Genomic DNA, 22,159 nt, shown 5'->3' with positions numbered 1-22,159 from the left:
ATGAGAAAACTGGAACAGGGCAAGCTGATCGTTGCTTCGCACAATGCGGGCAAGCTGAAGGAATTCGACGGCCTGATCGGCCCGTTCGGTTTTGAGGTCAGTTCGGTAGCTGCTCTTGGCCTGCCGGAGCCGGATGAAACCGGTACGACTTTCGAGGAAAACGCCTATATCAAGGCGCTCGCGGCTGCCGAAGCAACGGGACTGCCCGCCCTTTCGGACGATTCCGGCATGATGGTCGATGCGCTTGACGGTGATCCGGGGGTCTACACGGCAAACTGGGCCGAGACGGAGGACGGTACGCGCGATTTCGACATGGCGATGCAGAAGGTGGAGAACCTGCTGCAGGAAAAAGGCGCCCTCGAACCGCAGCAGCGCAAGGCACGGTTTGTGTCGGTCATCTGCCTTGCCTGGCCGGATGGCGAGGCGGAATATTTCCGTGGCGAGGTTGAAGGCACGATTGTCTGGCCGCCGCGGGGCAATACCGGTTTCGGTTTCGACCCGATTTTCCTGCCCGATGGCTATGCAAAGACTTTCGGCGAAATGACCGCCGACGAGAAGCATGGCTGGAAACCGGGCGACGCTTCGGCCTTGTCGCACCGTGCGCGTGCCTTCAAGCTTTTTGCCGAAAAAGCGCTCAATGTGGAAGCGGCGCCTGCGAAATGAACAAGCTGTTTCCCCCTTTGCAGGCAATGGACGCTGCCCGCGCAAATACCGCCGGGGCGATACCGATCGCGCGTGCAAACGGGGAAGATGCGTTCGGCGTATATTTGCACTGGCCGTTCTGCCTGGCCAAATGTCCCTACTGCGACTTCAACAGCCATGTTCGGCACAAGCCGGTCGATCAGGCCCGCTTTTCCGAGGCGTTTCTTCGCGAGATGGAATGCCTGCGCGAACGCACGGGCCCGCGCACGATCACCAGCATATTTCTGGGCGGCGGCACGCCATCGCTGATGCAGCCCGAAACGGTTGGCGCGCTTCTCGATGGTATTGCGTCCCATTGGTCCGTTGCACCGGATATCGAGGTGACGCTGGAGGCCAATCCTACCAGCGTGGAGGCGGATCGCTTTCGCGGCTATCGCGCGGCGGGCGTCAATCGCGTGTCGCTCGGCATTCAGGCGCTCAACGATCCCGATCTGCGCCGTCTTGGGCGCATGCATTCGGTCGAGGAAGCCAAGGCGGCAATCCGGCTGGCGCGTGAGATTTTCCCGCGCCTGTCCTTTGATCTGATCTATGCGCGCCCGAACCAGACCATAGAGGCGTGGCGCGAGGAACTGAAGGAAGCCATCGGCCTTGCTGCCGATCACCTGTCGCTCTATCAGCTGACGATCGAGGAAGGCACGCAGTTCTATAATCTCTGGAAGGCCGGCAAGCTGACGACGCCCGACCCGGATCACGCCGCAGCCCTTTATGAGGAAACGCAAAGGGTGACGGCTGAGCACGGACTGCCAGCCTATGAAATTTCCAACCACGCTGTGCCCGGGCGCGAGTCGCAGCACAATCTCGTCTATTGGCGTTACGGGCAATATGTCGGCATCGGTCCCGGCGCCCATGGGCGTTTCGTGGAAAACGATGTGCGTACCGTCACCATGACCGAAAAACACCCGGAAACCTGGCTGGACAAGGTCGAGCGCAACGGCCACGGCATTATCGAGGAAGAATATCTCGATGGCGAGCAGGAAGGCGACGAGTTCCTGATGATGGGCCTGCGCTTGCGTGAAGGCATCGACCTTGCCCGTTACGAGCGGCTTTCGGGCCATGCCGTGGACGAAAAGCGATTGGCGAAACTGATCGCGGAAGGCATGATCGAACCGATGGATGGCAGCTTCATCCGCGCGACGCCGGATGGTGCGCTGGTGCTGGATGCGTTAGTCGCCGATCTGGCCGCTTGATTCAGACACTGAAGGACGCATGATGACGGATGAACCAGGCGGTGAGCGGCGGGAATATGTGGTAGGCGGCACGGTGATGCGTGCCCGACCGTTGGAGCCTGCGCTTTATATCGTCTCGACCCCTATCGGCAATCTCGGCGATATGACGCTGCGCGGCATCGAAACGCTGGCTTCCGTCGATATTCTGGCTTGCGAGGATACCCGTGTCACCCGCGTCCTGCTCGACCGCTATGGCATAGCGCGCCGTCCAATCAGCTATCACGAGCACAATGCCGCCGAGGCCGGTGAAAAGCTGATTGCTGCGCTGACGGCGGGCAAAAGTGTCGCGCTGGTTTCCGACGCCGGTACACCCCTTGTTTCCGATCCCGGTTTCCGGCTGGTGGGCGAGGCGCGCGAGGCGGGCATCCGTGTCGTGCCTGTTCCGGGTGCTTCCGCCGTGCTGGCCGCACTTGCCGCTTCCGGCCTGCCGACCGATGCCTTCATGTTCTGCGGCTTCCTGCCGTCCAAGCATGGACAGCGATTGTCGAAGCTTGAGAGCCTCAAAAATATCGATGCAACGCTGGTGTTCTACGAGTCGCCCAACCGCACGGCCGCGACACTGGCCGACATGGCTGCCGCTTTCGGAGCGGAACGCGCGGGCGCGCTTTGCCGCGAATTGACCAAGGCCTATGAAACCGTTGTCACGGCATCGCTGGGTGAACTTGCGGAAAAGTTCGATGGCGAGGATCGTATTCGCGGCGAGGTCGTGCTGCTGGTTGGCCCGCCAGTCGGCGATGCTGTTGCGCAAAGCGAAGAAGATATCGACAGGCTGCTTCTGTCGCTTGCCGCCGAACTGCCGCCGTCCAAGGCCGCAGGCGAGGCGGCGCGTATGACCGGCGGCCAGAAATCGGTGCTCTATCAGCGCCTCATGCAACTGAAATCGGATCAGCGATGACGGACCTCCGCGAGAAAAAGCGAACTGCTTTCTTTCGCGGACACAGCGCCGAGCGCTTTGCTTCGGTGGTGCTTCTCCTCAAAGGTTTTCGGGTCGTCGCGCGGCGTTATCGCACAAGGCTTGGCGAGATCGACCTGATCGCCCGGCGCGGCGATCTGGTGCTCATCGTCGAGGTCAAGGCGCGGAACAGCCTCGAAGCGGCGCAACTGGCCGTCACGCCGCAGGCCATGCACCGTATCGAAGCCGCAGCCGATCTCTGGTTGCAATGCCAGCCCGATCATGCCCGACTGTCGCTGCGTTTCGACCTGATCGCCGTGCTGCCGAGGCGGTGGCCGAAGCATGTGCCAGCATTCTTCACCAGCGGCAATTACTTATAAGCCTATGTAAATCCTATAAAAATTGTAGAGTATATTTGCCCCGCTTCCGGGAATGAAAATCCTGCAATCGCCTGATTTGAGAAAAAGTGATGCGCGGCGAGATTTTCGCGCGCAAGGGCGTTTCTTATAAAGCAAGGCCCTTCCATGAATAATAGCACCGTCTTGTTGCCTGATGCTTTTCCGGACAACCGGTATCCGCTTTCGCTGGAAATGCTTCAAAGGATGGTGCTCATGTCTTTTTCGCAGAAGCGTCTGCTGGCTGATTTTCCCGCCTTCTTCCGGGTTTCGGACGAGGTGGTTGTCGTCGTTGGCGGCGGCGAGGAAGCCTTGAACAAGGCGCGCCTCGTGGCGCAGACCTCCGCCCGCATTCGTATCGTCGCGGAGGAAACGGAACGCCATCTGGCCGATTTCATCGCCGCGCATGATGTGGAGCATGTCGCAGCTCCCTTTGCCAGCGAGCACCTGGAAGGCGCAAAGCTCGTCTTCGTCGCGACCGGCGATGAAGCACAGGATCGCGCCGTCGCTGCATTGGCCAAAGCGCAGAAGGTTCCGGTGAATGTGGTGGACCGGCCTGCGCTTTGCGATTTTCTGACGCCAGCCATCGTCAACCGCGCCCCCATCGCAATCGCCATCGGCACCGAAGGTTCGGCCCCGGTACTGGCGCAGATGGTGCGTGCGCGGATCGATGCCGCCTTTTCGCCCCGCCTCGGCGAGCTTGCGCATTTTGCCGAAAGCTGGCGTCCGCTGGTCGAGCGCGTGCTGCCGAAAGGGCTGGCGCGTCGCAGCTTCTGGCGCGGTTTCTTTTCGGGCAGCGTTTCGCGCGCCATTGAAGATGGCGACCGTGAAGGGGCTTATCGCGCTGCAAATGATCTCATCGAGTGGCCGCTGGACGCATCCGGCTATGTCTGGCTGGTGGGTGCCGGTCCCGGCGCCGAGGACCTTTTGACCCTGCGGGCGCACCGCGCTTTGATGGAAGCCGACGTGATCGTGCATGATGCCCTGGTGCCGGAGGGTGTCATTGCCATGGGCCGCCGTGACGCGGAACGCCTTGCCGTCGGCAAGCGCAAGGGCTGCCATTCCAAGAGCCAGGAAGAGATCAACCGCCTGCTGGTAACGCTCGGCCGGGAAGGCAAGCGCGTCGTGAGACTGAAATCCGGCGATCCGCTGGTGTTTGGACGCGCAGGCGAAGAAATGGCGGCATTGCGTGCCGCCGGTATCGGCTTCGAGATCGTGCCCGGCATTACTTCGGCCTTCGCCGCCGCAGCTGATATGGAACTGCCGCTGACGCTGCGCGGCGTCGCGTCCTCGCTGGTGTTTACGACCGGCCACGACATGACCGGCGATGTGCTGCCGGGCTGGGCAAAGCTTGCCGTCTCCGGTGCAACCATCGCCGTCTATATGGGGTCGACGGTCGCGGCTTCCGTTGCCGCGCGCCTGATTGCGGCGGGCCTGCATGAAGATACTGCCGTGGCAGTCGTGGAAAATGCGAGCCGTCAGGACAAGCGCCTGTTCCACGGAACGTTGAAGGATCTGCCGGATCTCGAAAGCCGCAAGGAGCTTTCCGGCCCGGTCATGGTGATCATTGGCGATGCGGTCGCTGGTGCAGCAATCGACAAGGCCGAAGCGCTGGCGCTCAAGCCGGTTTCCGTCGCAGCCTAAGAGCGCATCCCGAAAAGTGTGCAGCGGTTTTCGGACAAGATGCGCTCAAAAACAAAAAGTTAGAGCGCAGGATGCGCGGTTAACAAAAGTTTGGAGTTTGGAAATGGTCGTAAAAGTTCTCACTGCAAACCGCCTCATCGACGGGCAGGCTGTGTGGCTTGGTGCCGATGGCTCCTGGCAGGAAACCATCGACGGCGCGCTGGTCGCCCGTCATGCGGAGGCCGTCGAGGCGCTTGAAGACGCTGGGAAGATTGCCGCGAAAGCCAATCTGGTCGTGGATGTGAACGTGATCGATGTCGAGGAACGCGAGGAGGGGCTTTACCCGATCCGCTTGCGCGAACGCATCCGTCTCTCCGGCCCGACCATCGTGACCTTCGGCGATTTGCCTCTCGACAAGCCTGAATTGAAGCGCGCTTCCTGATTGCGGATTTGGACCTAGCCTATGTATCGTTATGATGAATTCGACCGCGATTTCGTTGCGGCCCGTGTTGCCCAGTTCAAGGATCAGGTCGAGCGCCGTCTGGCGGGCGAATTGACTGAGGATCAGTTCAAGCCGTTGCGCCTGATGAACGGTCTTTATCTGCAATTGCATGCCTACATGCTGCGCGTGGCCATTCCCTATGGCACGCTGTCGAGCCGCCAGTTGCGCAAGCTCGGCCACATCGCGCGCGTCTACGATCGTGGGTTCGGCCATTTCACCACGCGCCAGAATATCCAGTACAACTGGCCTGCATTGAAGGACGTGCCGCGCATTCTTGAAGAACTGGCGGAAGTCGAGATGCACGCTATCCAGACCTCGGGCAATTGCATTCGCAACGTGACTGCCGATCATTTCGCAGGCGCTGCCGCCGATGAGGTTGCCGACCCACGCCCATTCGCGGAAATCCTGCGCCAGTGGTCTTCGCTGCATCCGGAATTTTCCTATCTGCCCCGCAAGTTCAAGATCGCCATTGTCGGCTCGGAGCATGACCGCGCCGCCATTCAGGTGCATGACATCGGCTTGCAGCTGAAGAAGAACGAGGCAGGCGATCTGGGGCTGGCCGTCTACATTGGCGGGGGTCAGGGCCGCACGCCGATGGTGGCGAAGAAAATCCGCGACTTCCTGCCCATCGAGGACATGCTGACCTATGTGACGGCAATCGTCCGCGTCTATAATCTGCATGGTCGCCGCGATAACAAGTACAAGGCGCGCATCAAGATTCTCGTCCACGAAACGGGCGTGGAAGAACTGACCCGCGAGATCGATGCCGAATGGGAAGACATCCGTTACGGTGAGTTGAAGCTGCCGCAGCGCGATATTGACGCCATCGAAAGCTATTTCCGTATGCCGAACCTGCCGCAGCGGCCGGAAGGCTGGGAGATACTGGCCGTCACGCAAAAGGCCGATCCGGCTTTCGCGAGTTGGGTTGCCCGCAATGTCACGCCGCACAAGCACCCGGATTACGCGGTCGTCACCATTTCGCTGAAGCCAATTGGCGGCATTCCGGGTGACGCAAGCGCTGAACAGATGGAGCTGGTCGCGGATATTGCTGCAACTTATTCCTTCGATGAAATCCGGGTCAGCCACGAGCAGAATCTGGTTCTGCCGCATGTCGCCAAGGCCGATCTCGCCGCCGTCTACGATCTGTTGCAATCGGATGGTCTGGTGACACCCAATGCCGGTCTCATCACCGACATCATCGCCTGCCCGGGTCTCGACTATTGCGCGCTTGCCAATGCGCGTTCCATTCCGGTGGCGCAGCGCATTTCCGAGCGCTTCGGCGACCAGCAGCGCCAGCTTGAAATCGGCGATCTGAAGATCAAGATTTCGGGCTGCATCAATGCCTGCGGCCATCATCATGTCGGCCATATCGGGATTCTGGGCGTCGAGAAGAAGGGTGAGGAACTCTATCAGATCACGCTTGGCGGTTCGGCGGACGAGCATTCGGCCATTGGTGAGATCACCGGTCGCGGTTTCTCCTCGGAAGACGTGGTGGATGCCATCGAGACGGTGGTGGACACCTATCTCGCCTTGCGCGAGAGCGCGGACGAGACCTTCCTTGCCGCCTATCGCCGCGTCGGCATGGAGCCCTTCAAACGCGCGCTTTATGGAGAAATCAGCCGTGCAGCTTGATGCCGAAGAAAGTGCTGCCGCCGAAGCCCGCCTTCTTGAGGCTAGCCACGGCGCATCTTCCCCGCAGGAAGTGATCGCGCTTGCCACGCATGAACTCTATGGGGGGCAGATCGCGGTCGTGTCTTCCTTCGGCGCGGAATCCGCGGTGCTTCTGCACATGATTTCGGAAATCGACCCGGCGACCCCGGTCCTGTTTCTGGATACGGGAAAGCACTTCCGGGCGACGCTCGATTATCGGCACGATCTGGTGGACAGGCTTGGCCTGACCGATGTGCAGGACATTCTTCCCGTCGAGCAAAGTCTCAAAAGCGAAGATCCGTTCGGCGCCCTGTCGATGACCGACAAGGACCGCTGCTGCTTCATCCGCAAGGTCGAGCCGATGGCGCGGGCGGTCGCGCCCTATCGGGCCTGGATGACAGGCCGCAAGCAGTTTCAGGCATCGACCCGTGAAAGTTTGCCGGTATTTGAATCGGTCGGCCCGCGCATCCGCATCAATCCGCTGGCGCGCTGGCAGGCGGCGGACTTGAAGGCCTATGCCGAAAAGCACGAACTGCCGCCGCATCCGCTCACGGCGCAGGGCTATCGCTCCATCGGCTGCATGCCATGCACGCGCCCCGTGAGCGATGGCGAGGATCAACGTGCCGGACGCTGGGCCGGATCGGAAAAGACGGAATGCGGCATCCATCTGACGGGTCTTGCCGACAGCCTTAAAACATTGGGAGCCACGGACCGCAAATGAGTGAAATCAACGAAACAAAACTCTGGTCTGCCGATGGCTTTCGCGAGGACGACTATGTCTTTGCCGACGATCTGGACGCAGCGGGCGATGCTTCGGCTGTCATCATTCCGCTGGCCATCTGGCTCGGACTGGATGAGGAGCGCCGCCGCGCCTCCAACCGCCGGATCGGCGTTACTGTTGCGCCGGGCGAAGCAATCGATCCGCTTCTGGACGATCTTGGCAGCATACCGTTGATCGCCTTGCAGTTCCCGGCTTTCAATGACGGACGCTCCTATTCCAAGGCCGAGATTTTACGGCGTGAAGGCTTTACGGGCGAATTGCGCGCCGTTGGTGACGTGCTGATCGATCAGGCGAGCCTGATGCTGCGCACGGGCTTCGACACATTGCAGGTGACAAACAAGGTCGCGCAGAAGCGGCTTGATGAAAACCGGCTTGTCGATACCCCCGGCTATTATCAGCCGGGTCGCGGTTCCATTCCGGAAGAGGGCGGGTTTGCCTGGCGTCGCGTCAAGGCAAGTTAGGCGCATCGCTCAAATTTGCCATTTTTCTGCGCGCCTTGATGCGCTAGACACGCCTCACCAATTTCAGGGAGTCGCGGCGTGATCCGGCACATTGTTTTCTTCAGCGTCAGGCAAGATCAGGATATCGAGACTGTCAAAAGGGGATTGGAGCAACTTGCCACCATTCCCCACGCTGACCTTTTTGAAGTCCTGCCGAATTCCAAGGTCGACCCGATGTGCGACCGCATCGATCTGGTTGTCTATGCCGAGTTCAAGGATGAGGAAGCGCTTTTCGCTTTCAAAAGGCATCCGACTTACGACGCCACGACACAGCTTGTGCGTCCCATGCGCGAATTGCGTTTTTCCGCAGATGTGGTGACGGACAAGGGCTGAAGCACTTTCGAGCCAAGTGCGAAGCGGTTTTGCGTTCGCAGATGATAACTACCAGTCGGCCTGCGGCCTCTCCTGCAATGGCAGGCCGCCAAAAAGATCGGGCTCGCTGGACGTTCTCGCCCGCTCGATATTGAGAAGCTTCAGTTTCGTCGCCGTGCCACCCGCCGCCGAAAAGCCACCGACCTTGCCATTGGAGCCGAGCACCCGGTGACAGGGAACGATGATCGGAAACGGATTCTTGCCCAGCGCATAGCCGACAGCCTGTGAGAGACTCACATCACCGATCCGCCGGGCAATTGCGCCGTAGGTCGTGGTCTCGCCCGTTTTCAGTTCGAGGATGATTTCATAAACCTGCCGGTTGAGGTCGGGTTGGGCATCGAGCGCCAGCGGCGTGCCCGAAAAATCAACATCGGCTCCGGCCAGAAGCGCACGCACACCCTCGACTGCCCGGGTAACGAAAGCCGGCGCCTCTTTATCGTCTGCCCCGGGAAACCGCTCGCGCAGACGATACCGGGTTTCCTTTTCGTCGGCATCTCCGATTTCGACGCCAACGATTTTCTGCCCGCGCCACGCTATGCCGCACGGTCCGATTTCTGTTTCGAAAATGGTGACGCCTGACGATTCCATGGCTGTGATGTTAGCACGGTTTTGATCACGACAATGCCGTTTATCGGGCCGCTTATCGGGCCGCTACAGGAACGTTCACGTGAAAAGTCGCAACAATTGCCAAAAATGGCGCAGCGAAATGGTTGAAGAACGACACGAATAATGATTGTGTGAAAGCGACCGGCCAATGCCCTTAAATGGCCAAATGGATTGACGAAAGTTTCCGGCACCTGTCACGGCGGGAGCGGAACCGAGGAATTTAAATGGACGATTACGAGCGATATGCCACAGGGTTGATGATCGTTTTTGGCGCGCTGATCATCGGCGGTCTCATGGCGGCCAACCTGTACCACGGCGACAAGCCGGGCTTTTTATTCGCGCTTGGCGCGGCGGTCGTCGGCTGGTTTTCAGCTTTCGCCGTTCTTTTCGACAAGCCGCGCGTCTATGGCGTGATGATTGCGATCGCGATCGGCCTCGTCGCGGCTTCCATCGGTGCTTATGTTACCTGATTTTTGAGCCGGTTCATTTAGAAAAAGCCCCGGGAAACCGGGGCTTGTTCGTTTTAGAGATATGGCGAATAGCACTGGCGCCGCGGCCCGTAATTGGGCTGGAACGTGTTATCATAGGCTCGATAGGAGCGATAACGATTGTAGCACCAGCGCACATGCGGGTTGCCGCCGCGATAGACCGGCGCTGCGCGGTAGCGGTAGGCAGGCGGCGGTCCCCAATAGCGTCGGTCATAGCGATAGTGTGGACGGTAACGCGGGTAGTCATGCCGCCAGTGGCGGCGATGTTCGCGCCAGTAGCGACGATCGCCCCGGTAATCGTAATACTGGACCTGATGCACATTCGGCGCCGAATTCTGTGCGGATGGCGTCGCCATTAGAGATGGTTGCGTCGCATTCGCAGTCCCGGAAGCTGCGGATAGTCCCAGGCCGAGTGACAGGCAGGCGGCAAACAGGGAATAAGCAAACTTTTTCATTGGTCTCTCCTCACAGCGCATCCCGAGAATGCGAAACCGCCTTCGGTCAGGATGCGCGCAAAAATAAACAATACATTTCGTCCCTGCGCCCATTTTACGCCCGACATTATGGCAGAGCGGTGGCCCACTGCAGTCACAATTTCTTGGACCCAGCAACAGATCGTTGATGTCCCGGCAACGCGATTGGAGAACGGCTTCCGAATTGACATAAAGATATGTTTATGTCATTAAGCGACCTTCGCAAGATGCGTATGGCAGGCAATTCCGGTTTGACGTCGCGAACCGGCCCCGTTGCCTGGTAACAGACAGAATACAGGCGGTGTTTTATGGCCTCTTCCCTCGAAGGTCTTTTTGGTGCAACGGCAGCGCAGCCGGATGGCTCCGAAGTACTGGCAGCTCTCACCAAGGCGGCGCGTGAGCGCATCCTGATCCTCGATGGCGCGATGGGAACCCAGATCCAGGGGCTTGGTTTTCATGAAGAGCATTTTCGCGGTGAGCGTTTCGGTGCCTGCGATTGCCAGCTTCAGGGCAACAACGACCTTCTGACACTGACGCAGCCCAAGGCTATCGAGGAAATCCACTACGCCTACGCCATTGCGGGCGCGGATATTCTCGAAACCAACACCTTCTCCTCCACGAGGATTGCGCAGGCCGATTACGGCATGGAAGATCAGGTCTATGAGTTGAACCGGGATGGCGCGCGCCTTGCCCGCCGCGCCGCCCTGCGTGCCGAGCAGAAGGATGGTCGCCGCCGCTTCGTTGCCGGTGCTCTCGGGCCGACAAACCGCACCGCAAGCCTGTCGCCGGATGTCAATAATCCCGGTTTTCGTGCTGTCACCTTCGACGACCTGCGCATTGCCTATGCCGAGCAGATCAGGGGGCTGATCGACGGCGGCTCCGACATCATCCTGATTGAAACCATCTTCGATACGCTCAATGCCAAGGCGGCCGTCTTTGCTTGTGAAGAAGTGTTTGCGGAAAAAGGCATTTTTCTACCGGTAATGATTTCCGGCACGATCACCGATCTTTCCGGCCGCACGCTGTCGGGCCAGACGCCGACCGCATTCTGGCATTCGCTGCGTCATGCCAAGCCATTCACTATCGGTCTCAACTGTGCGCTGGGTGCCAATGCCATGCGTGCGCATCTCGACGAATTGTCGTCGATTGCCGATACCTTTGTCTGCGCCTATCCGAATGCCGGTCTGCCGAACGAGTTCGGCCAGTATGATGAAACGCCGGAAGCAATGGCCGCACAGATCGAGGGCTTTGCCCGTGACGGTCTGGTCAATGTGGTTGGCGGTTGCTGCGGTTCGACGCCGGAACACATCCGCGCCATCGCCGAGGCTGTCGCAAAACACCCGCCACGCAAGCCCGTCAAAGTTGCGCCGCTGATGCGTCTGTCCGGCCTTGAGCCATTCACGCTGACTAAGGACATTCCCTTCGTCAATGTGGGCGAGCGCACCAACGTGACCGGTTCCGCGCGTTTCCGCAAGCTGATCAAGGCCGGTGATTTCTCTGCAGCCCTCGATGTCGCGCGGGATCAGGTCGCCAATGGCGCGCAGATCATCGACATCAATATGGATGAGGGCCTGATCGATTCCGAAAAGGCGATGGTCGAATTCCTCAATCTGATTGCCGCCGAGCCGGATATTGCCCGCGTGCCGATCATGATCGACAGCTCCAAATGGGAGGTGATCGAGGCTGGCCTGAAATGCGTTCAGGGCAAGGCGGTGGTCAATTCCATCTCGATGAAGGAAGGCGAGGAAGCCTTCATTCATCACGCCAGGCTTGTCCGTGCCTATGGCGCGGCGGTGGTCGTGATGGCTTTCGATGAAACCGGGCAGGCCGACACGGAAGCCCGCAAGGTCGAAATCTGTACCCGCGCTTACAAAATCCTGACGGAACAGGTCGGTTTTGCACCGGAAGACATCATCTTCGATCCGAATATCTTTGCCGTCGCGACCGGTATCGAGGAACACAATAATTACGGCGTCGACTTTATCGAGGCGACCCGGCAGATCATCGCCACCCTGCCGCATGTGCATGTGTCGGGCGGGGTGTCGAACCTGTCCTTCTCGTTCCGAGGCAATGAGCCGGTCCGTGAGGCGATGCATGCCGTGTTCCTCTATCATGCCATCCAGGCGGGCATGGATGTGGGCATCGTCAATGCCGGGCAGCTGGCGGTCTACGACACGATCGATCCCGAGCTGCGAGAGGCTTGCGAGGATGTGGTGCTCAATCGCCGCTCCGATTCGACCGAGCGCCTGCTGGAAATCGCCGAGCGGTTCCGCGACTCCGGCTCGAAGGAAGCCAAGGCGCAGGATCTGACATGGCGCGAATGGCCGGTTGAAAAGCGTCTTGAACATGCGCTGGTCAACGGCATTACCGAATATATCGAAGCCGATACGGAAGAAGCGCGCCAGTCTGCCGAACGCCCCCTGCATGTCATCGAAGGCCCGCTGATGGCCGGCATGAACGTGGTTGGCGATCTGTTCGGCGCGGGCAAGATGTTCTTGCCGCAGGTGGTGAAGTCCGCCCGCGTGATGAAGCAGGCCGTGGCCGTGCTCCTGCCTTACATGGAAGAGGAAAAACGCCTTAACGCCGAAAATGGCATCGGTGGCGGTGAACGTCAGAGCGCCGGCAAGGTGCTGATGGCAACGGTCAAGGGCGATGTGCACGATATCGGCAAGAATATCGTTGGCGTCGTGCTGGCCTGCAACAATTACGAGATCATCGATCTCGGCGTCATGGTGCCTTCGCAGAAGATTTTGCAGGTGGCGCGTGACGAAAAAGTGGATGTGATCGGCCTTTCGGGCCTCATCACGCCGTCGCTTGATGAAATGGTGCATGTCGCTGCGGAAATGGAACGGGAAGGTTTCGACATTCCGCTGCTGATCGGCGGCGCCACGACCAGCCGTGTTCATACGGCGGTGAAAATCCATCCGCGCTACGAACGTGGGCAGGCTGTTTATGTCATCGATGCCAGCCGCGCCGTCGGCGTGGTATCCAGCCTGCTGTCGCCGGAAGGCAAGCAGGCCTATATTGATGGCCTGCGCGGGGAATATGCCAAGGTAGCAGCCGCCCATGCCCGCAACGAAGCGGAAAAGCAGCGCCTGCCGCTTGCCCGCGCTCGCGCCAATGCACACAAGCTCGACTGGGAGAGCTTCGTACCGACAAAGCCGACTTTTACCGGCACAAGAACCTTCGATGATTACGACCTGACGGAGATCGCCCGCTATATCGACTGGACGCCTTTCTTCCAGACATGGGAACTGAAGGGCCGCTATCCGGCGATTCTGGAAGATGAAAAGCAGGGCGAGGCCGCTCGCCAGCTCTGGGCCGATGCGCAGGCGATGCTGAAAAAGATCATCGACGAAAAATGGTTCGCGCCGAAAGCTGTCGTCGGCTTCTGGCCAGCCAATGCGGTAGGGGACGATATTCGTCTTTTCACCGATGAAAGCCGGAAGCAGGAACTTGCCACCTTCTTCACGCTGCGCCAGCAATTGAGCAAGCGCGATGGTCGTCCAAACGTGGCCATGTCCGATTTCGTGGCGCCGGTCGAGAGCGGAAAGCAGGATTATGTCGGCGGCTTCGTCGTGACTGCGGGCATTGGAGAAGTGGCGATAGCCGAACGTTTTGAGCGCGCCAACGATGATTACTCGGCCATTCTGGTGAAGGCACTGGCTGACCGCTTCGCGGAAGCCTTTGCCGAATTGATGCACGAGCGGGTGCGCAAGGAGTTCTGGGCCTATGCTTCCGACGAAACCTATACGCCGGAAGAGCTGATCGGAGAGCCGTATAAGGGCATTCGTCCGGCTCCGGGTTATCCGGCCCAGCCGGACCATACCGAAAAGACGACACTTTTCCGCCTTTTGGACGCGACTGCGAATACGGGCGTGGAACTGACCGAAAGCTACGCCATGTGGCCTGGGTCCTCGGTATCGGGTCTCTATATCGGCCATCCGGAAAGCTACTATTTCGGCGTGGCAAGGTGGAGCGCGATCAGGTCGAGGATTATGCTGCGCGCAAGGGCATGGCGGTCGAGGAAGTGGAGCGCTGGCTCGGTCCTATACTCAATTATTTGCCGGGTGCTGGAAAAGACGAGGATGCGGCGGCCTGACCGGCCGTCGCGGACCTCTCGCTCATCGGCGTTTATTAATCATATCTCAAATACTAGTCATTCTGACAGGTTTGCCGAACCTGTCAGAGGGCTCTACTGTTCCTGAATGCAAATCGGTTTCAGGTTCGGCGGTGCAGGAGCATTTCCAGCGGAGTATGAAACGGGTTCCATTCGGAAGTGCTTACAAGAAACAGTTGGAGGTTTTTGGCTATTCCGGCAGCGGAAGCGCAGACCTGCTCACGGCTGTATGGGAAGTCAAAGTATTTCATTTAGTGCTAATTTAGTAACTGACTGTTGTGATAAAAATATTCACAATTTATCGCTTTGAGTTCATATGAGACTATTTTGCTATATAGTCAGAAACTGATGGTTGTGATAGCCATCCACTGCGCAACTGTTTTGTGTAAGGGCGCTACATTTTAATAAATTCAAAATTAGTCTTTAATTGGGATGTCTGCAATGAAATGGGAACAAATTTATGAATCCATGCAATCTGCTGACGATGCCGGACAGCTCCTTGAATACATAAACACCTATGCCAGACAGTGCGGATTTGCACACACGGCCTATCTCATGCGCATTCCACTGCTGAACGGCGTGGTCAAATGGCTTAGTTTTGGCTCGTTGCCCCAGGAATGGACCGATCATTATGCCGACAGAAAATATGCGGACATAGATCCGTTGGTTCGCAAGGCGTTGAACAGCATCGAGCCGCTGGTCTGGTCATCGAAGCTGTTTGCGGAGGCTCCGCAGATATGGACAGATGCCCAGCGATTCGGCATCAGGGTCGGTATTTCGCAACCGTGCTGGGCCGCGCAAGGCGTGTTTGGAATGCTGTCCTTTCTCAGAAGCGGTCCGGCGCTGTCGTCCGGCGAGATTTCAATGTTGCGGCGTCAATTGCAGACCGTAGCCAATATGCTGCATCTGGCCATGTATGAACATCTCGATGTTCCAACCATGAACTGCGTGTCGGAAGTGAACCTGACGATGCGTGAGCGGGAAATCCTGCGCTGGACGAGTGAAGGGAAAACTGCCGAAATCATCGGCACGATCCTCAATATATCCACACGCACGGTGAATTTTCACATCAGCAACGTGCTTACAAAGCTGGTTGCGGTCAATAAGGTTCAGGCGGTCGCCAAGGCGCGCACGTTCGGACTTCTCTAAATATTTCCTAAGTCCCTCGGCGGTTTGTTCCGAAGGGCATTTTTCAGCAGCTTCCGGTTTGCGCTTTTTCTGAAACGGGCTACAAATTCATTATCTTTCCGGAGGATCAATGAATGACTGCTCAGCCAAACTCTCTCGAAGCCCGCGATATCCGTTATCATCTGCATTCCTACACCGATGCTGTCCGACTTGAGGCGGAGGGCCCGCTTGTCATCGAGCGCGGCGACGGCATTTATGTCGAGGATGTAACGGGCAAGCGTTACATCGAGGCGATGGCCGGGCTTTGGAGTGTCGGCGTCGGCTTTTCGGAGCCGCGTCTGGCGGAAGCGGCTGCGCGGCAGATGAAGAAGCTGCCCTTCTATCATACCTTCTCCTATCGTTCGCATGGTCCCGTCATCGATCTGGCAGAAAAGCTCGTTTCGATGGCTCCCGTGCCGATGAGCAAGGCTTATTTCACCAATTCAGGTTCCGAAGCCAACGATACCGTCATCAAGCTGATCTGGTATCGTTCCAACGCGCTGGGCGAACCGGAGCGCAAGAAAATCATCTCGCGCAAGCGCGGTTATCACGGCGTGACGATTGCCTCAGCCAGCCTGACAGGCCTGCCCAACAATCACCGCTCCTTCGACCTGCCGATCGACCGGATATTGCATACGGGCTGTCCGCATCATTATCGCGAAGGGCAGGCGGGTGAGACCGAGGAGCAGTTCGCAACGCGGCTGGCCGATGAACTGGAACAACTGATTCTCGCGGAAGGTCCGCACACCATTGCCGCTTTCATCGGCGAGCCGGTGATGGGCGCTGGCGGCGTGGTCGTGCCGCCCAGAACCTATTGGGAAAAGGTACAGGCTGTTCTCAAGCGCTACGACATTCTGCTGGTCGCCGACGAAGTCATTTGCGGTTTCGGGCGGACAGGCAACCTGTTCGGCAGCCAGACGTTTGACATCAAGCCGGACATCCTGGTCATGTCGAAGCAGCTTTCGTCATCCTATCTGCCAATCTCCGCATTCCTCATCAACGAGCGCGTCTACGCGCCGATTGCCGAAGAGAGCCACAAGATCGGCACACTTGGCACCGGCTTCACCGCATCGGGCCATCCGGTGGCGGCGGCTGTGGCATTGGAAAACCTTGCGATCATCGAAGAGCGCCAACTGGTTGCCAATGCGCGGGACCGCGGCGCCTATATGCAGAAGCGCCTGCGTGATTTGCAGGATCACCCGCTGGTCGGCGAAGTGCGCGGCGTCGGTCTTATTGCCGGTGTCGAGCTTGTCACAGACAAGCAGGCCAAGACAGGCCTTGAACAAGCAGGCGCGTTGGGCGCACAGGCCAATGCAGCCCTGCAGGAACGCGGCGTGATTTCGCGCGCAATGGGCGACACGCTCGCCTTCTGCCCGCCGCTCATCATCAACGATCAGCAGATCGATACGATGGTGTCCGCACTGGAGGCGGCGCTGAACGATGTTCAGGCAAGCCTCGCCAGATAATAATTTGCTCTGGAGCCGTCCGGCGGACGGGCGGCTCCGGAACGGAAAATTTGTTTAATAGCACAAAAATTGTAGGATTTTCCGTAACTTGGCGGAAAATCGGCTTTTGCGAGCACGCGCAAGTTTGTTCCGGCCCCGCTTGCAAATACGGTAAGTTTTTCGCGCAAGCCAGTTGCAATACGCGATAGGTTTCTTTCACTTTCCCGCATCATTTCACGACAATGCGCGCACTGTGGCTTTTGCCGCATCTGCGCCGGATGAAGGCCCGTTTTCTGACCTTGGGCATCCCTCCCGCGTTCGAGCATTTCCAGCCAAAAGCGCAAAGCGGTTTTGCGTTGGATAATGCGAAAAAACAAAGAGATAGAGCGGTTCCAAACTCCGTTTGGATGGAACTGCTCTGGACCCCATCCGGTTGCCGGGAGTAAGTAGTCGTGCATCATGCATCCCTGACCAAGAACCTGACGCATCTGCAGCGCCTCGAAGCGGAGGCGATCCATATTTTTCGTGAGGTTGCGGCAACATTTTCCAACCCTGTGATGCTTTACTCGGTCGGCAAGGATTCGTCGGTGATGCTGCATCTGGCGATGAAGGCATTCTATCCGGCGCCGCCGCCATTTCCCTTTCTGCATGTCGATACGACTTGGAAGTTCCGCGAAATGACCGAGTTTCGCGATGCGCAGGCCCGCGAAAAGGGTTTTGAGCTGCTCGTGCATATCAACGAGGATGGCGTGCGCGAGGGCATCGGCCCTTTCAGCCACGGGTCGAATGTCCATACCCATGTGATGAAAACGGTTGCCTTGCGGCAGGCGCTGGACAAGTACAAGTTCGATGCTGCTTTTGGCGGCGCCCGCCGCGACGAAGAAAAATCACGCGCCAAGGAGCGTATCTTTTCCTTCCGTAACGCACAGCACGGTTGGGACCCGAAGAATCAGCGGCCTGAAATGTGGAAGATTTACAATACGCGGGTTTCCGCTGGAGAATCGATCCGCGTCTTTCCGCTCTCGAACTGGACCGAACTCGATATCTGGCAATATATCCTGCAAGAGAGCATCCCCATCGTCCCGCTTTATTTTGCAGCGCATCGCCCGGTGGTCGAGCGCGATGGCATGCTGATCATGGTCGATGACGAGCGCATGAAATTGCGTCCGGGCGAACAGGTGGAAAACCGTCTGGTGCGATTCCGCACGCTTGGCTGCTATCCGCTGACCGGCGCAATTGAATCCAGTGCGGCGGACCTCTCCGGGATTGTCGAGGAAATGTTGATCGCCCGTACATCCGAGCGACAAGGTCGCGCCATCGATCGCGACGAGGCCGGGTCGATGGAGAAGAAGAAGCGCGAGGGCTATTTCTGATGAATGCTATAATCAAGCCTGTTGCGACCAATGCCGCAGTCAGCGATTTTCTGGCCGATCAGGAACGCAAGACACTGCTGCGCTTCCTCACCTGCGGCTCGGTGGATGATGGAAAGTCAACGCTCATCGGGCGTCTGCTTTACGACACGAAACTGATCTTCGAGGACCAGCTAGCGTCATTGAAGAACGACAGCCGCAAGTTCGGAACGACCGATGACGATTTCGACTTCGCGCTTCTGGTGGACGGTCTGGAGGCCGAGCGGGAGCAGGGCATCACCATCGACGTCGCCTATCGCTTCTTTTCGACGCCCCGCCGCAAGTTCATCGTCGCTGACACGCCGGGTCATGCGCAATATACGCGCAACATGGCGACCGGCGCATCGACAGCCGATCTTGCCATCGTGCTGGTCGATGCCCGTCAGGGTGTGCTGACCCAGACACGCCGCCATTCCTTCATTGCGTCGGCGCTCGGTATTCGCCACATCGTTCTGGCGGTGAACAAGATCGATCTCGTCGATTTCTCGCAAGAGGCCTTTGAGCGCATCGTTGCCGATTATATGGGCTTCGCAAAGGAGCTTGGCTTTGCCAGCATCCAGCCGATCCCGCTTTCGGCACGCTTTGGCGACAATGTCACCCTGCCATCCGCCCGCATGGGCTGGTATCAGGGGCCGCATCTGCTCGAACATCTGGAAACCGTGCGCATCGACATGGAAGTGGCGGCAAAGCCCTTTCGGTTCCCGGTGCAATATGTGAACCGGCCCAATCTCGATTTTCGCGGTTTCTCCGGCACCGTCGCATCCGGTTCGATCAGCGTCGGCGATGCCGTCGTGGTAGCCAAATCAGGCAAGGCATCCCGCGTGAAGCGCATTGCCACCTATGACGGCGATCTGACACGGGCTTCCGAAGGACAGGCTGTCACTTTGGTGCTCGAGGATGAGATCGAGGTCTCGCGCGGCAATATGCTGGTGGGGACGGAATCGCGGCCCGAAGTGGCGGATCGTTTCTCCGCCAATATAGTCTGGTTCGGTGAGGATGCCTTGCATCCCGGCCGCTCCTATCTGCTGCGCACCGAGACCGATCAGACGCCGGTAACGATCAATGAGATCGTGTACAGGACCGACGTTGACAGCTTCACCCGGAAGGATGCATCCCGCCTCGACCTCAACGAGATCGGGCTTTGCCATCTCCAGACCGTGGATCAGATTGCATTCGACCCATACGCCGACAATCGCGTAACGGGGGCATTCGTCCTGATCGACCGGCTTACCAATGCGACCGTTGGGGCTGGAATGATCGACAGCGCGCTTCGTCAAGCGACGAATGTGCACCTGCAGTCCTTCGATCTCGACAAGCAGACGCGCGCGGCACAGAAATTTCAGAAACCGGCTGTGCTTTGGTTTACCGGCCTGTCCGGCTCCGGCAAATCCACCATCGCCAACCGGCTGGAACAACGGCTGCATGCGCTCGGCAAGCACACCTATCTGCTCGACGGCGACAATGTTCGCCACGGGCTCAACAGCGATCTGGGTTTTTCCGAGGAAGACAGGGCAGAAAATATCCGCCGTGTCGGTGAGGTCGCCCGCTTGATGACCGATGCAGGTCTGGTGGTGCTCGTCTCCTTCATCTCGCCTTTTCGGGCCGAGCGGGATCGCATTCGTTCCCGGCTGCCTGAAGGTGAATTTGTCGAAATCTTCGTCGATACGCCGATAGAGGAATGCATTGCCCGCGATCCGAAAGGGCTTTATGCGCAGGCCCTGCGTGGCGAGATAAAGGCTTTTACGGGCATCGATTCTCCGTATGAGCCGCCGGTATCGCCCGAGCTCCGGCTGAACACGACGGGCCGGGACGTTGACGAACTCGTCGCGGAAGTAGAAAAGTATCTTGCCGAACGTGGTATCATCGGCAGTTATGGCAGCGATACCTGGTCAATCTGAGCAAATGAAGATTTCAGCCTCCCCGAAAGCCGATCCGAGCGCCGAAGCAATGCTTGCCGTGCTGCTGGAAGCCGCATTGGAGGCGGGCCGCACGATCATGAAGCACTATGCCAATGGTTGCGCGGTTCACAGCAAGAAAGATTCTTCTCCGGTCACGGAAGCAGATCGTGACGCGGAGGCCATCATCCTTTCCGCACTGGCTTCGGTCGCCCCGGATATTCCGGTTGTGGCTGAAGAGGAAGTGGCGGCGGGACGCCTGCCCGCGCAACTGGGACGGCGGTTTCTACTGGTCGATCCTCTGGATGGAACCCGTGAATTCCTGCTGCGCAACGGCGATTTCACGGTGAATATTGGCCTGATCGAGGATGGCGCTCCGGTTCTGGGCATCGTTTATGCACCCGTTCGCAATCGCTTGTTTGTCGGAACCGGCAGCGGTGCGGAAGAAATAACCACGACCAAGGATCACGCGCTGGGAACACGGCGGGGGATAGGGGTGCGCGTTCATGGAGCCGAGCAGGTGGCGGTCTGCAGCCGGTCCCATAAAAACCCGGAAACGGAAAAATTCTTGAACGACAACCGGATTACCAACTGCGTTTCCATCGGTTCGTCGCTGAAGTTCTGCCTTATTGCCAGCGGCGAAGCCGATATTTACCCGCGTTTTGGTCCCACCATGGAGTGGGATACGGCGGCAGGCGATGCCGTGCTGCGCGCCGCAGGTGGTCTAACGACCACTTTCGAGGGGATACCGCTCTCCTATGGCCAGCGCGCCAGCGAAGGTGTCGGCGGTTTTGCCAACCCCAATTTTGTGGCGTTTGGCGGCGGGACGCTGCCGGTTTTCGAGACCGTTTGAAGCTCTTTCCAGCTTTTCGGGTTCGGCATTCAAAAAAACGACAAGATGCTCTTGCGGCTTGAAATCTGGAGCGTTATAAGCCGCCTCAATGGTCAAGGCCACATGGTCACGGAGTGTAGCGCAGCCTGGTAGCGCACCTCGTTCGGGACGAGGGGGTCGGAGGTTCGAATCCTCTCACTCCGACCATCTTTCAAGTTACTGAGAAACTTGGATATTCCCCGATTATTGGTTTCGGCTTGGTGATCTTCTCCCATTGAAATGCAAGATGGCGCCCTACGGGGCGATTTTTCTATGCTGCGGCGAAAAGCTACACCATTATGCAACCTGAAATATGCTTCATTCCCGAAAAATAGGGGGGAGGCATGGACGAGTTATCAAACCCAGCGGTCCATACACGCAAGAAGCGAGTAATTGTAGTCGATACTGAAACGACTGGACTGTTGCCATACGACCGGATCGTGACCATAGGGGCGGTCAAAATCGAAGGTGATGAACTTCTTCACCAGTCTCTACATCTGATATTCGATCCAAGGAAAGACAGCCATCCGCAGGCGGAAGCCGTGCATGGCTACGATAATTGGATGACACGATATCAGGACTTGTTTTCTGATCTTGCCGCTCCAATCCGTAAGTGGTTCGATTGGGCGGATGAAATCGTGGCACATAACGCAGATTTCGATATGCGCTATGTGCAACGGGAGTTTCGGAAGGCGGAAGTGGATATGCTCCCCCATCCGGTATTCTGCACCATGGAGCGGTCCCGAGAAATATGGTCTGGCCAGTCCGCCAAGCTCGATGACTGCTTGGCCCGAATAGGTTTATCACGTATCGGAAAGCGGCACGGAGCGCTTGAGGACGCGTACTTGACAGCAGGTCTTTACCTTCATCAGCGAGGCATCAAAAAGTCGCTACCGAAGGTCAACTCATGGTCGCCGCCTAAAAACTTGAAGCCATATCCGCCTCGGCCAGAGGGTGAACTGCCGAGGAGAGCGCCAAAGCGGAAATAAAGCGGGAAACAACAGCACCTACAATTAATGTGGGGTCTGTGGGATAGAGTACT

20 protein-coding genes, 1 tRNA gene and 1 pseudogene are annotated in these 22,159 nt (G+C 58.2%); 19 read left to right on the top strand and 3 right to left on the bottom strand.

What is annotated here, in order from left to right; all coding sequences use genetic code 11:
* The 10 genes from rdgB (at position 1) to ACS5UA_RS05110 (ending at position 8,604) form a co-directional block, all read left to right on the top strand.
* Positions 1-663 carry an RdgB/HAM1 family non-canonical purine NTP pyrophosphatase gene (gene rdgB, locus ACS5UA_RS05155; RefSeq protein WP_025089794.1) on the top strand — a complete coding sequence of 221 codons (663 nt, stop codon included), beginning with the start codon at positions 1-3 and terminating at the stop codon, positions 661-663.
* Positions 660-1,889 (top strand): radical SAM family heme chaperone HemW, encoded by a 1,230-nt coding sequence (gene hemW, locus ACS5UA_RS05150; protein WP_006465901.1) that lies wholly within the window; start codon positions 660-662, stop codon positions 1,887-1,889. Before rdgB ends, hemW begins: the two co-directional genes overlap by 4 nt.
* Positions 1,890-1,911: 22 nt before the next feature.
* Complete coding sequence (rsmI, locus tag ACS5UA_RS05145) at positions 1,912-2,823, top strand: 16S rRNA (cytidine(1402)-2'-O)-methyltransferase (RefSeq protein WP_025089793.1); 912 nt, start codon at positions 1,912-1,914, stop codon at positions 2,821-2,823.
* Positions 2,820-3,200, top strand: coding sequence for a YraN family protein (locus ACS5UA_RS05140; protein WP_021586369.1), 381 nt, complete (start codon positions 2,820-2,822; stop codon positions 3,198-3,200). Before rsmI ends, ACS5UA_RS05140 begins: the two co-directional genes overlap by 4 nt.
* A 222-nt stretch (positions 3,201-3,422) precedes the next feature.
* On the top strand, positions 3,423-4,859 hold the full coding sequence (gene cysG, locus ACS5UA_RS05135) for a siroheme synthase CysG (protein WP_080697267.1): 1,437 nt from the start codon (positions 3,423-3,425) through the stop codon (positions 4,857-4,859).
* Between the two features lie 103 nt (positions 4,860-4,962).
* Entirely contained in the window at positions 4,963-5,280 is a 318-nt protein-coding gene (locus ACS5UA_RS05130) for a DUF2849 domain-containing protein (protein ID WP_006470893.1), read from the top strand.
* Positions 5,281-5,301: 21 nt separating this feature from the next.
* Positions 5,302-6,972, top strand: a complete 1,671-nt coding sequence (locus ACS5UA_RS05125; RefSeq protein WP_021586367.1) for a nitrite/sulfite reductase — start codon at positions 5,302-5,304, stop codon at positions 6,970-6,972.
* Positions 6,947-7,711, top strand: a complete 765-nt coding sequence (locus ACS5UA_RS05120) for a phosphoadenylyl-sulfate reductase (RefSeq protein WP_025089791.1) — start codon at positions 6,947-6,949, stop codon at positions 7,709-7,711. Before ACS5UA_RS05125 ends, ACS5UA_RS05120 begins: the two co-directional genes overlap by 26 nt.
* Positions 7,708-8,232, top strand: coding sequence for a DUF934 domain-containing protein (locus ACS5UA_RS05115; RefSeq protein WP_021586365.1), 525 nt, complete (start codon positions 7,708-7,710; stop codon positions 8,230-8,232). Before ACS5UA_RS05120 ends, ACS5UA_RS05115 begins: the two co-directional genes overlap by 4 nt.
* 78 nt (positions 8,233-8,310) lie before the next feature.
* Entirely contained in the window at positions 8,311-8,604 is a 294-nt protein-coding gene (locus tag ACS5UA_RS05110) for a Dabb family protein (protein ID WP_021586364.1), read from the top strand.
* Between the two features lie 48 nt (positions 8,605-8,652).
* Here ACS5UA_RS05110 and ACS5UA_RS05105 read toward each other — a convergent pair whose 3' ends face one another.
* Complete coding sequence (locus tag ACS5UA_RS05105; RefSeq protein WP_021586363.1) at positions 8,653-9,231, bottom strand: methylated-DNA--[protein]-cysteine S-methyltransferase; 579 nt, start codon at positions 9,229-9,231, stop codon at positions 8,653-8,655.
* A 242-nt stretch (positions 9,232-9,473) separates the two neighbouring features.
* On the opposite strand from ACS5UA_RS05105, the gene ACS5UA_RS05100 reads away from it, so the two are divergent.
* The gene (locus ACS5UA_RS05100) at positions 9,474-9,719 is read left to right on the top strand and encodes a hypothetical protein (protein ID WP_002965436.1); all 246 of its coding nucleotides are present in this window, start codon (positions 9,474-9,476) and stop codon (positions 9,717-9,719) included.
* 53 nt (positions 9,720-9,772) lie between these two features.
* On the opposite strand, the gene ACS5UA_RS05095 is transcribed toward ACS5UA_RS05100, so the two are convergent.
* Complete coding sequence (locus ACS5UA_RS05095) at positions 9,773-10,192, bottom strand: BA14K family protein (RefSeq protein ID WP_021586362.1); 420 nt, start codon at positions 10,190-10,192, stop codon at positions 9,773-9,775.
* A 326-nt stretch (positions 10,193-10,518) separates the two neighbouring features.
* Here ACS5UA_RS05095 and metH point away from each other — a divergent pair.
* From metH to ACS5UA_RS05080, 3 genes and pseudogenes are all read left to right on the top strand, one after another.
* Positions 10,519-14,312: pseudogene (gene metH, locus ACS5UA_RS05090) on the top strand (methionine synthase).
* 459 nt (positions 14,313-14,771) lie between these two features.
* Positions 14,772-15,479: a LuxR family transcriptional regulator gene (locus tag ACS5UA_RS05085; RefSeq protein ID WP_021586360.1), complete on the top strand. Its 708-nt coding sequence runs from the start codon at positions 14,772-14,774 to the stop codon at positions 15,477-15,479.
* A 113-nt stretch (positions 15,480-15,592) separates the two neighbouring features.
* Entirely contained in the window at positions 15,593-16,963 is a 1,371-nt protein-coding gene (locus tag ACS5UA_RS05080) for an aspartate aminotransferase family protein (protein WP_021586359.1), read from the top strand.
* On the opposite strand, the gene ACS5UA_RS05075 is transcribed toward ACS5UA_RS05080, so the two are convergent.
* Positions 16,942-17,430: a hypothetical protein gene (locus tag ACS5UA_RS05075; RefSeq protein WP_162178181.1), complete on the bottom strand. Its 489-nt coding sequence runs from the start codon at positions 17,428-17,430 to the stop codon at positions 16,942-16,944. The genes ACS5UA_RS05080 and ACS5UA_RS05075 overlap by 22 nt on opposite strands.
* Here ACS5UA_RS05075 and cysD point away from each other — a divergent pair.
* From cysD to ACS5UA_RS05050, 5 genes are all read left to right on the top strand, one after another.
* Positions 17,395-18,315 (top strand): sulfate adenylyltransferase subunit CysD, encoded by a 921-nt coding sequence (gene cysD / locus ACS5UA_RS05070; protein WP_021586358.1) that lies wholly within the window; start codon positions 17,395-17,397, stop codon positions 18,313-18,315. The two genes, ACS5UA_RS05075 and cysD, sit on opposite strands and share 36 nt — an antisense overlap.
* Positions 18,315-20,249 carry a sulfate adenylyltransferase subunit CysN gene (gene cysN / locus ACS5UA_RS05065; RefSeq protein ID WP_021586357.1) on the top strand — a complete coding sequence of 645 codons (1,935 nt, stop codon included), beginning with the start codon at positions 18,315-18,317 and terminating at the stop codon, positions 20,247-20,249. Before cysD ends, cysN begins: the two co-directional genes overlap by 1 nt.
* Positions 20,250-20,253: 4 nt before the next feature.
* Positions 20,254-21,099, top strand: coding sequence for a 3'(2'),5'-bisphosphate nucleotidase CysQ (gene cysQ / locus ACS5UA_RS05060; protein WP_021586356.1), 846 nt, complete (start codon positions 20,254-20,256; stop codon positions 21,097-21,099).
* A gap of 109 nt (positions 21,100-21,208) precedes the next feature.
* Positions 21,209-21,285, top strand: a tRNA-Pro gene (locus tag ACS5UA_RS05055).
* Positions 21,286-21,461: 176 nt separating this feature from the next.
* Positions 21,462-22,106, top strand: coding sequence for a 3'-5' exonuclease (locus ACS5UA_RS05050; RefSeq protein WP_021586355.1), 645 nt, complete (start codon positions 21,462-21,464; stop codon positions 22,104-22,106).
* Positions 22,107-22,159: the final 53 nt, after the last annotated feature.

The organism is Brucella sp. RRSP16, from assembly GCF_052246815.1.
Taxonomy (GTDB): Bacteria; Pseudomonadota; Alphaproteobacteria; order Rhizobiales; family Rhizobiaceae; genus Brucella; species Brucella intermedia.
This window is presented reverse-complemented; position numbering and strand designations above follow the sequence as displayed.

Excerpts from the sequence above, each read along its gene's own strand:
- rdgB (WP_025089794.1), top strand. The coding sequence starts at position 1 with ATGAGAAAACTGGAACAGGGCAAGCTGATCGTTGCTTCGCACAATGCG.
- hemW (WP_006465901.1), top strand. The coding sequence starts at position 660 with ATGAACAAGCTGTTTCCCCCTTTGCAGGCAATGGACGCTGCCCGCGCA.
- rsmI (WP_025089793.1), top strand. The coding sequence starts at position 1,912 with ATGACGGATGAACCAGGCGGTGAGCGGCGGGAATATGTGGTAGGCGGC.
- ACS5UA_RS05140 (WP_021586369.1), top strand. The coding sequence starts at position 2,820 with ATGACGGACCTCCGCGAGAAAAAGCGAACTGCTTTCTTTCGCGGACAC.
- cysG (WP_080697267.1), top strand. The coding sequence starts at position 3,423 with ATGGTGCTCATGTCTTTTTCGCAGAAGCGTCTGCTGGCTGATTTTCCC.
- ACS5UA_RS05130 (WP_006470893.1), top strand. The coding sequence starts at position 4,963 with ATGGTCGTAAAAGTTCTCACTGCAAACCGCCTCATCGACGGGCAGGCT.
- ACS5UA_RS05125 (WP_021586367.1), top strand. The coding sequence starts at position 5,302 with ATGTATCGTTATGATGAATTCGACCGCGATTTCGTTGCGGCCCGTGTT.
- ACS5UA_RS05120 (WP_025089791.1), top strand. The coding sequence starts at position 6,947 with ATGGAGAAATCAGCCGTGCAGCTTGATGCCGAAGAAAGTGCTGCCGCC.
- ACS5UA_RS05115 (WP_021586365.1), top strand. The coding sequence starts at position 7,708 with ATGAGTGAAATCAACGAAACAAAACTCTGGTCTGCCGATGGCTTTCGC.
- ACS5UA_RS05105 (WP_021586363.1), bottom strand. The coding sequence starts at position 9,231 with ATGGAATCGTCAGGCGTCACCATTTTCGAAACAGAAATCGGACCGTGC.
- ACS5UA_RS05100 (WP_002965436.1), top strand. The coding sequence starts at position 9,474 with ATGGACGATTACGAGCGATATGCCACAGGGTTGATGATCGTTTTTGGC.
- ACS5UA_RS05095 (WP_021586362.1), bottom strand. The coding sequence starts at position 10,192 with ATGAAAAAGTTTGCTTATTCCCTGTTTGCCGCCTGCCTGTCACTCGGC.
- ACS5UA_RS05085 (WP_021586360.1), top strand. The coding sequence starts at position 14,772 with ATGAAATGGGAACAAATTTATGAATCCATGCAATCTGCTGACGATGCC.
- ACS5UA_RS05080 (WP_021586359.1), top strand. The coding sequence starts at position 15,593 with ATGACTGCTCAGCCAAACTCTCTCGAAGCCCGCGATATCCGTTATCAT.
- ACS5UA_RS05075 (WP_162178181.1), bottom strand. The coding sequence starts at position 17,430 with ATGCGTCAGGTTCTTGGTCAGGGATGCATGATGCACGACTACTTACTC.
- cysN (WP_021586357.1), top strand. The coding sequence starts at position 18,315 with ATGAATGCTATAATCAAGCCTGTTGCGACCAATGCCGCAGTCAGCGAT.
- cysQ (WP_021586356.1), top strand. The coding sequence starts at position 20,254 with ATGAAGATTTCAGCCTCCCCGAAAGCCGATCCGAGCGCCGAAGCAATG.
- ACS5UA_RS05050 (WP_021586355.1), top strand. The coding sequence starts at position 21,462 with ATGGACGAGTTATCAAACCCAGCGGTCCATACACGCAAGAAGCGAGTA.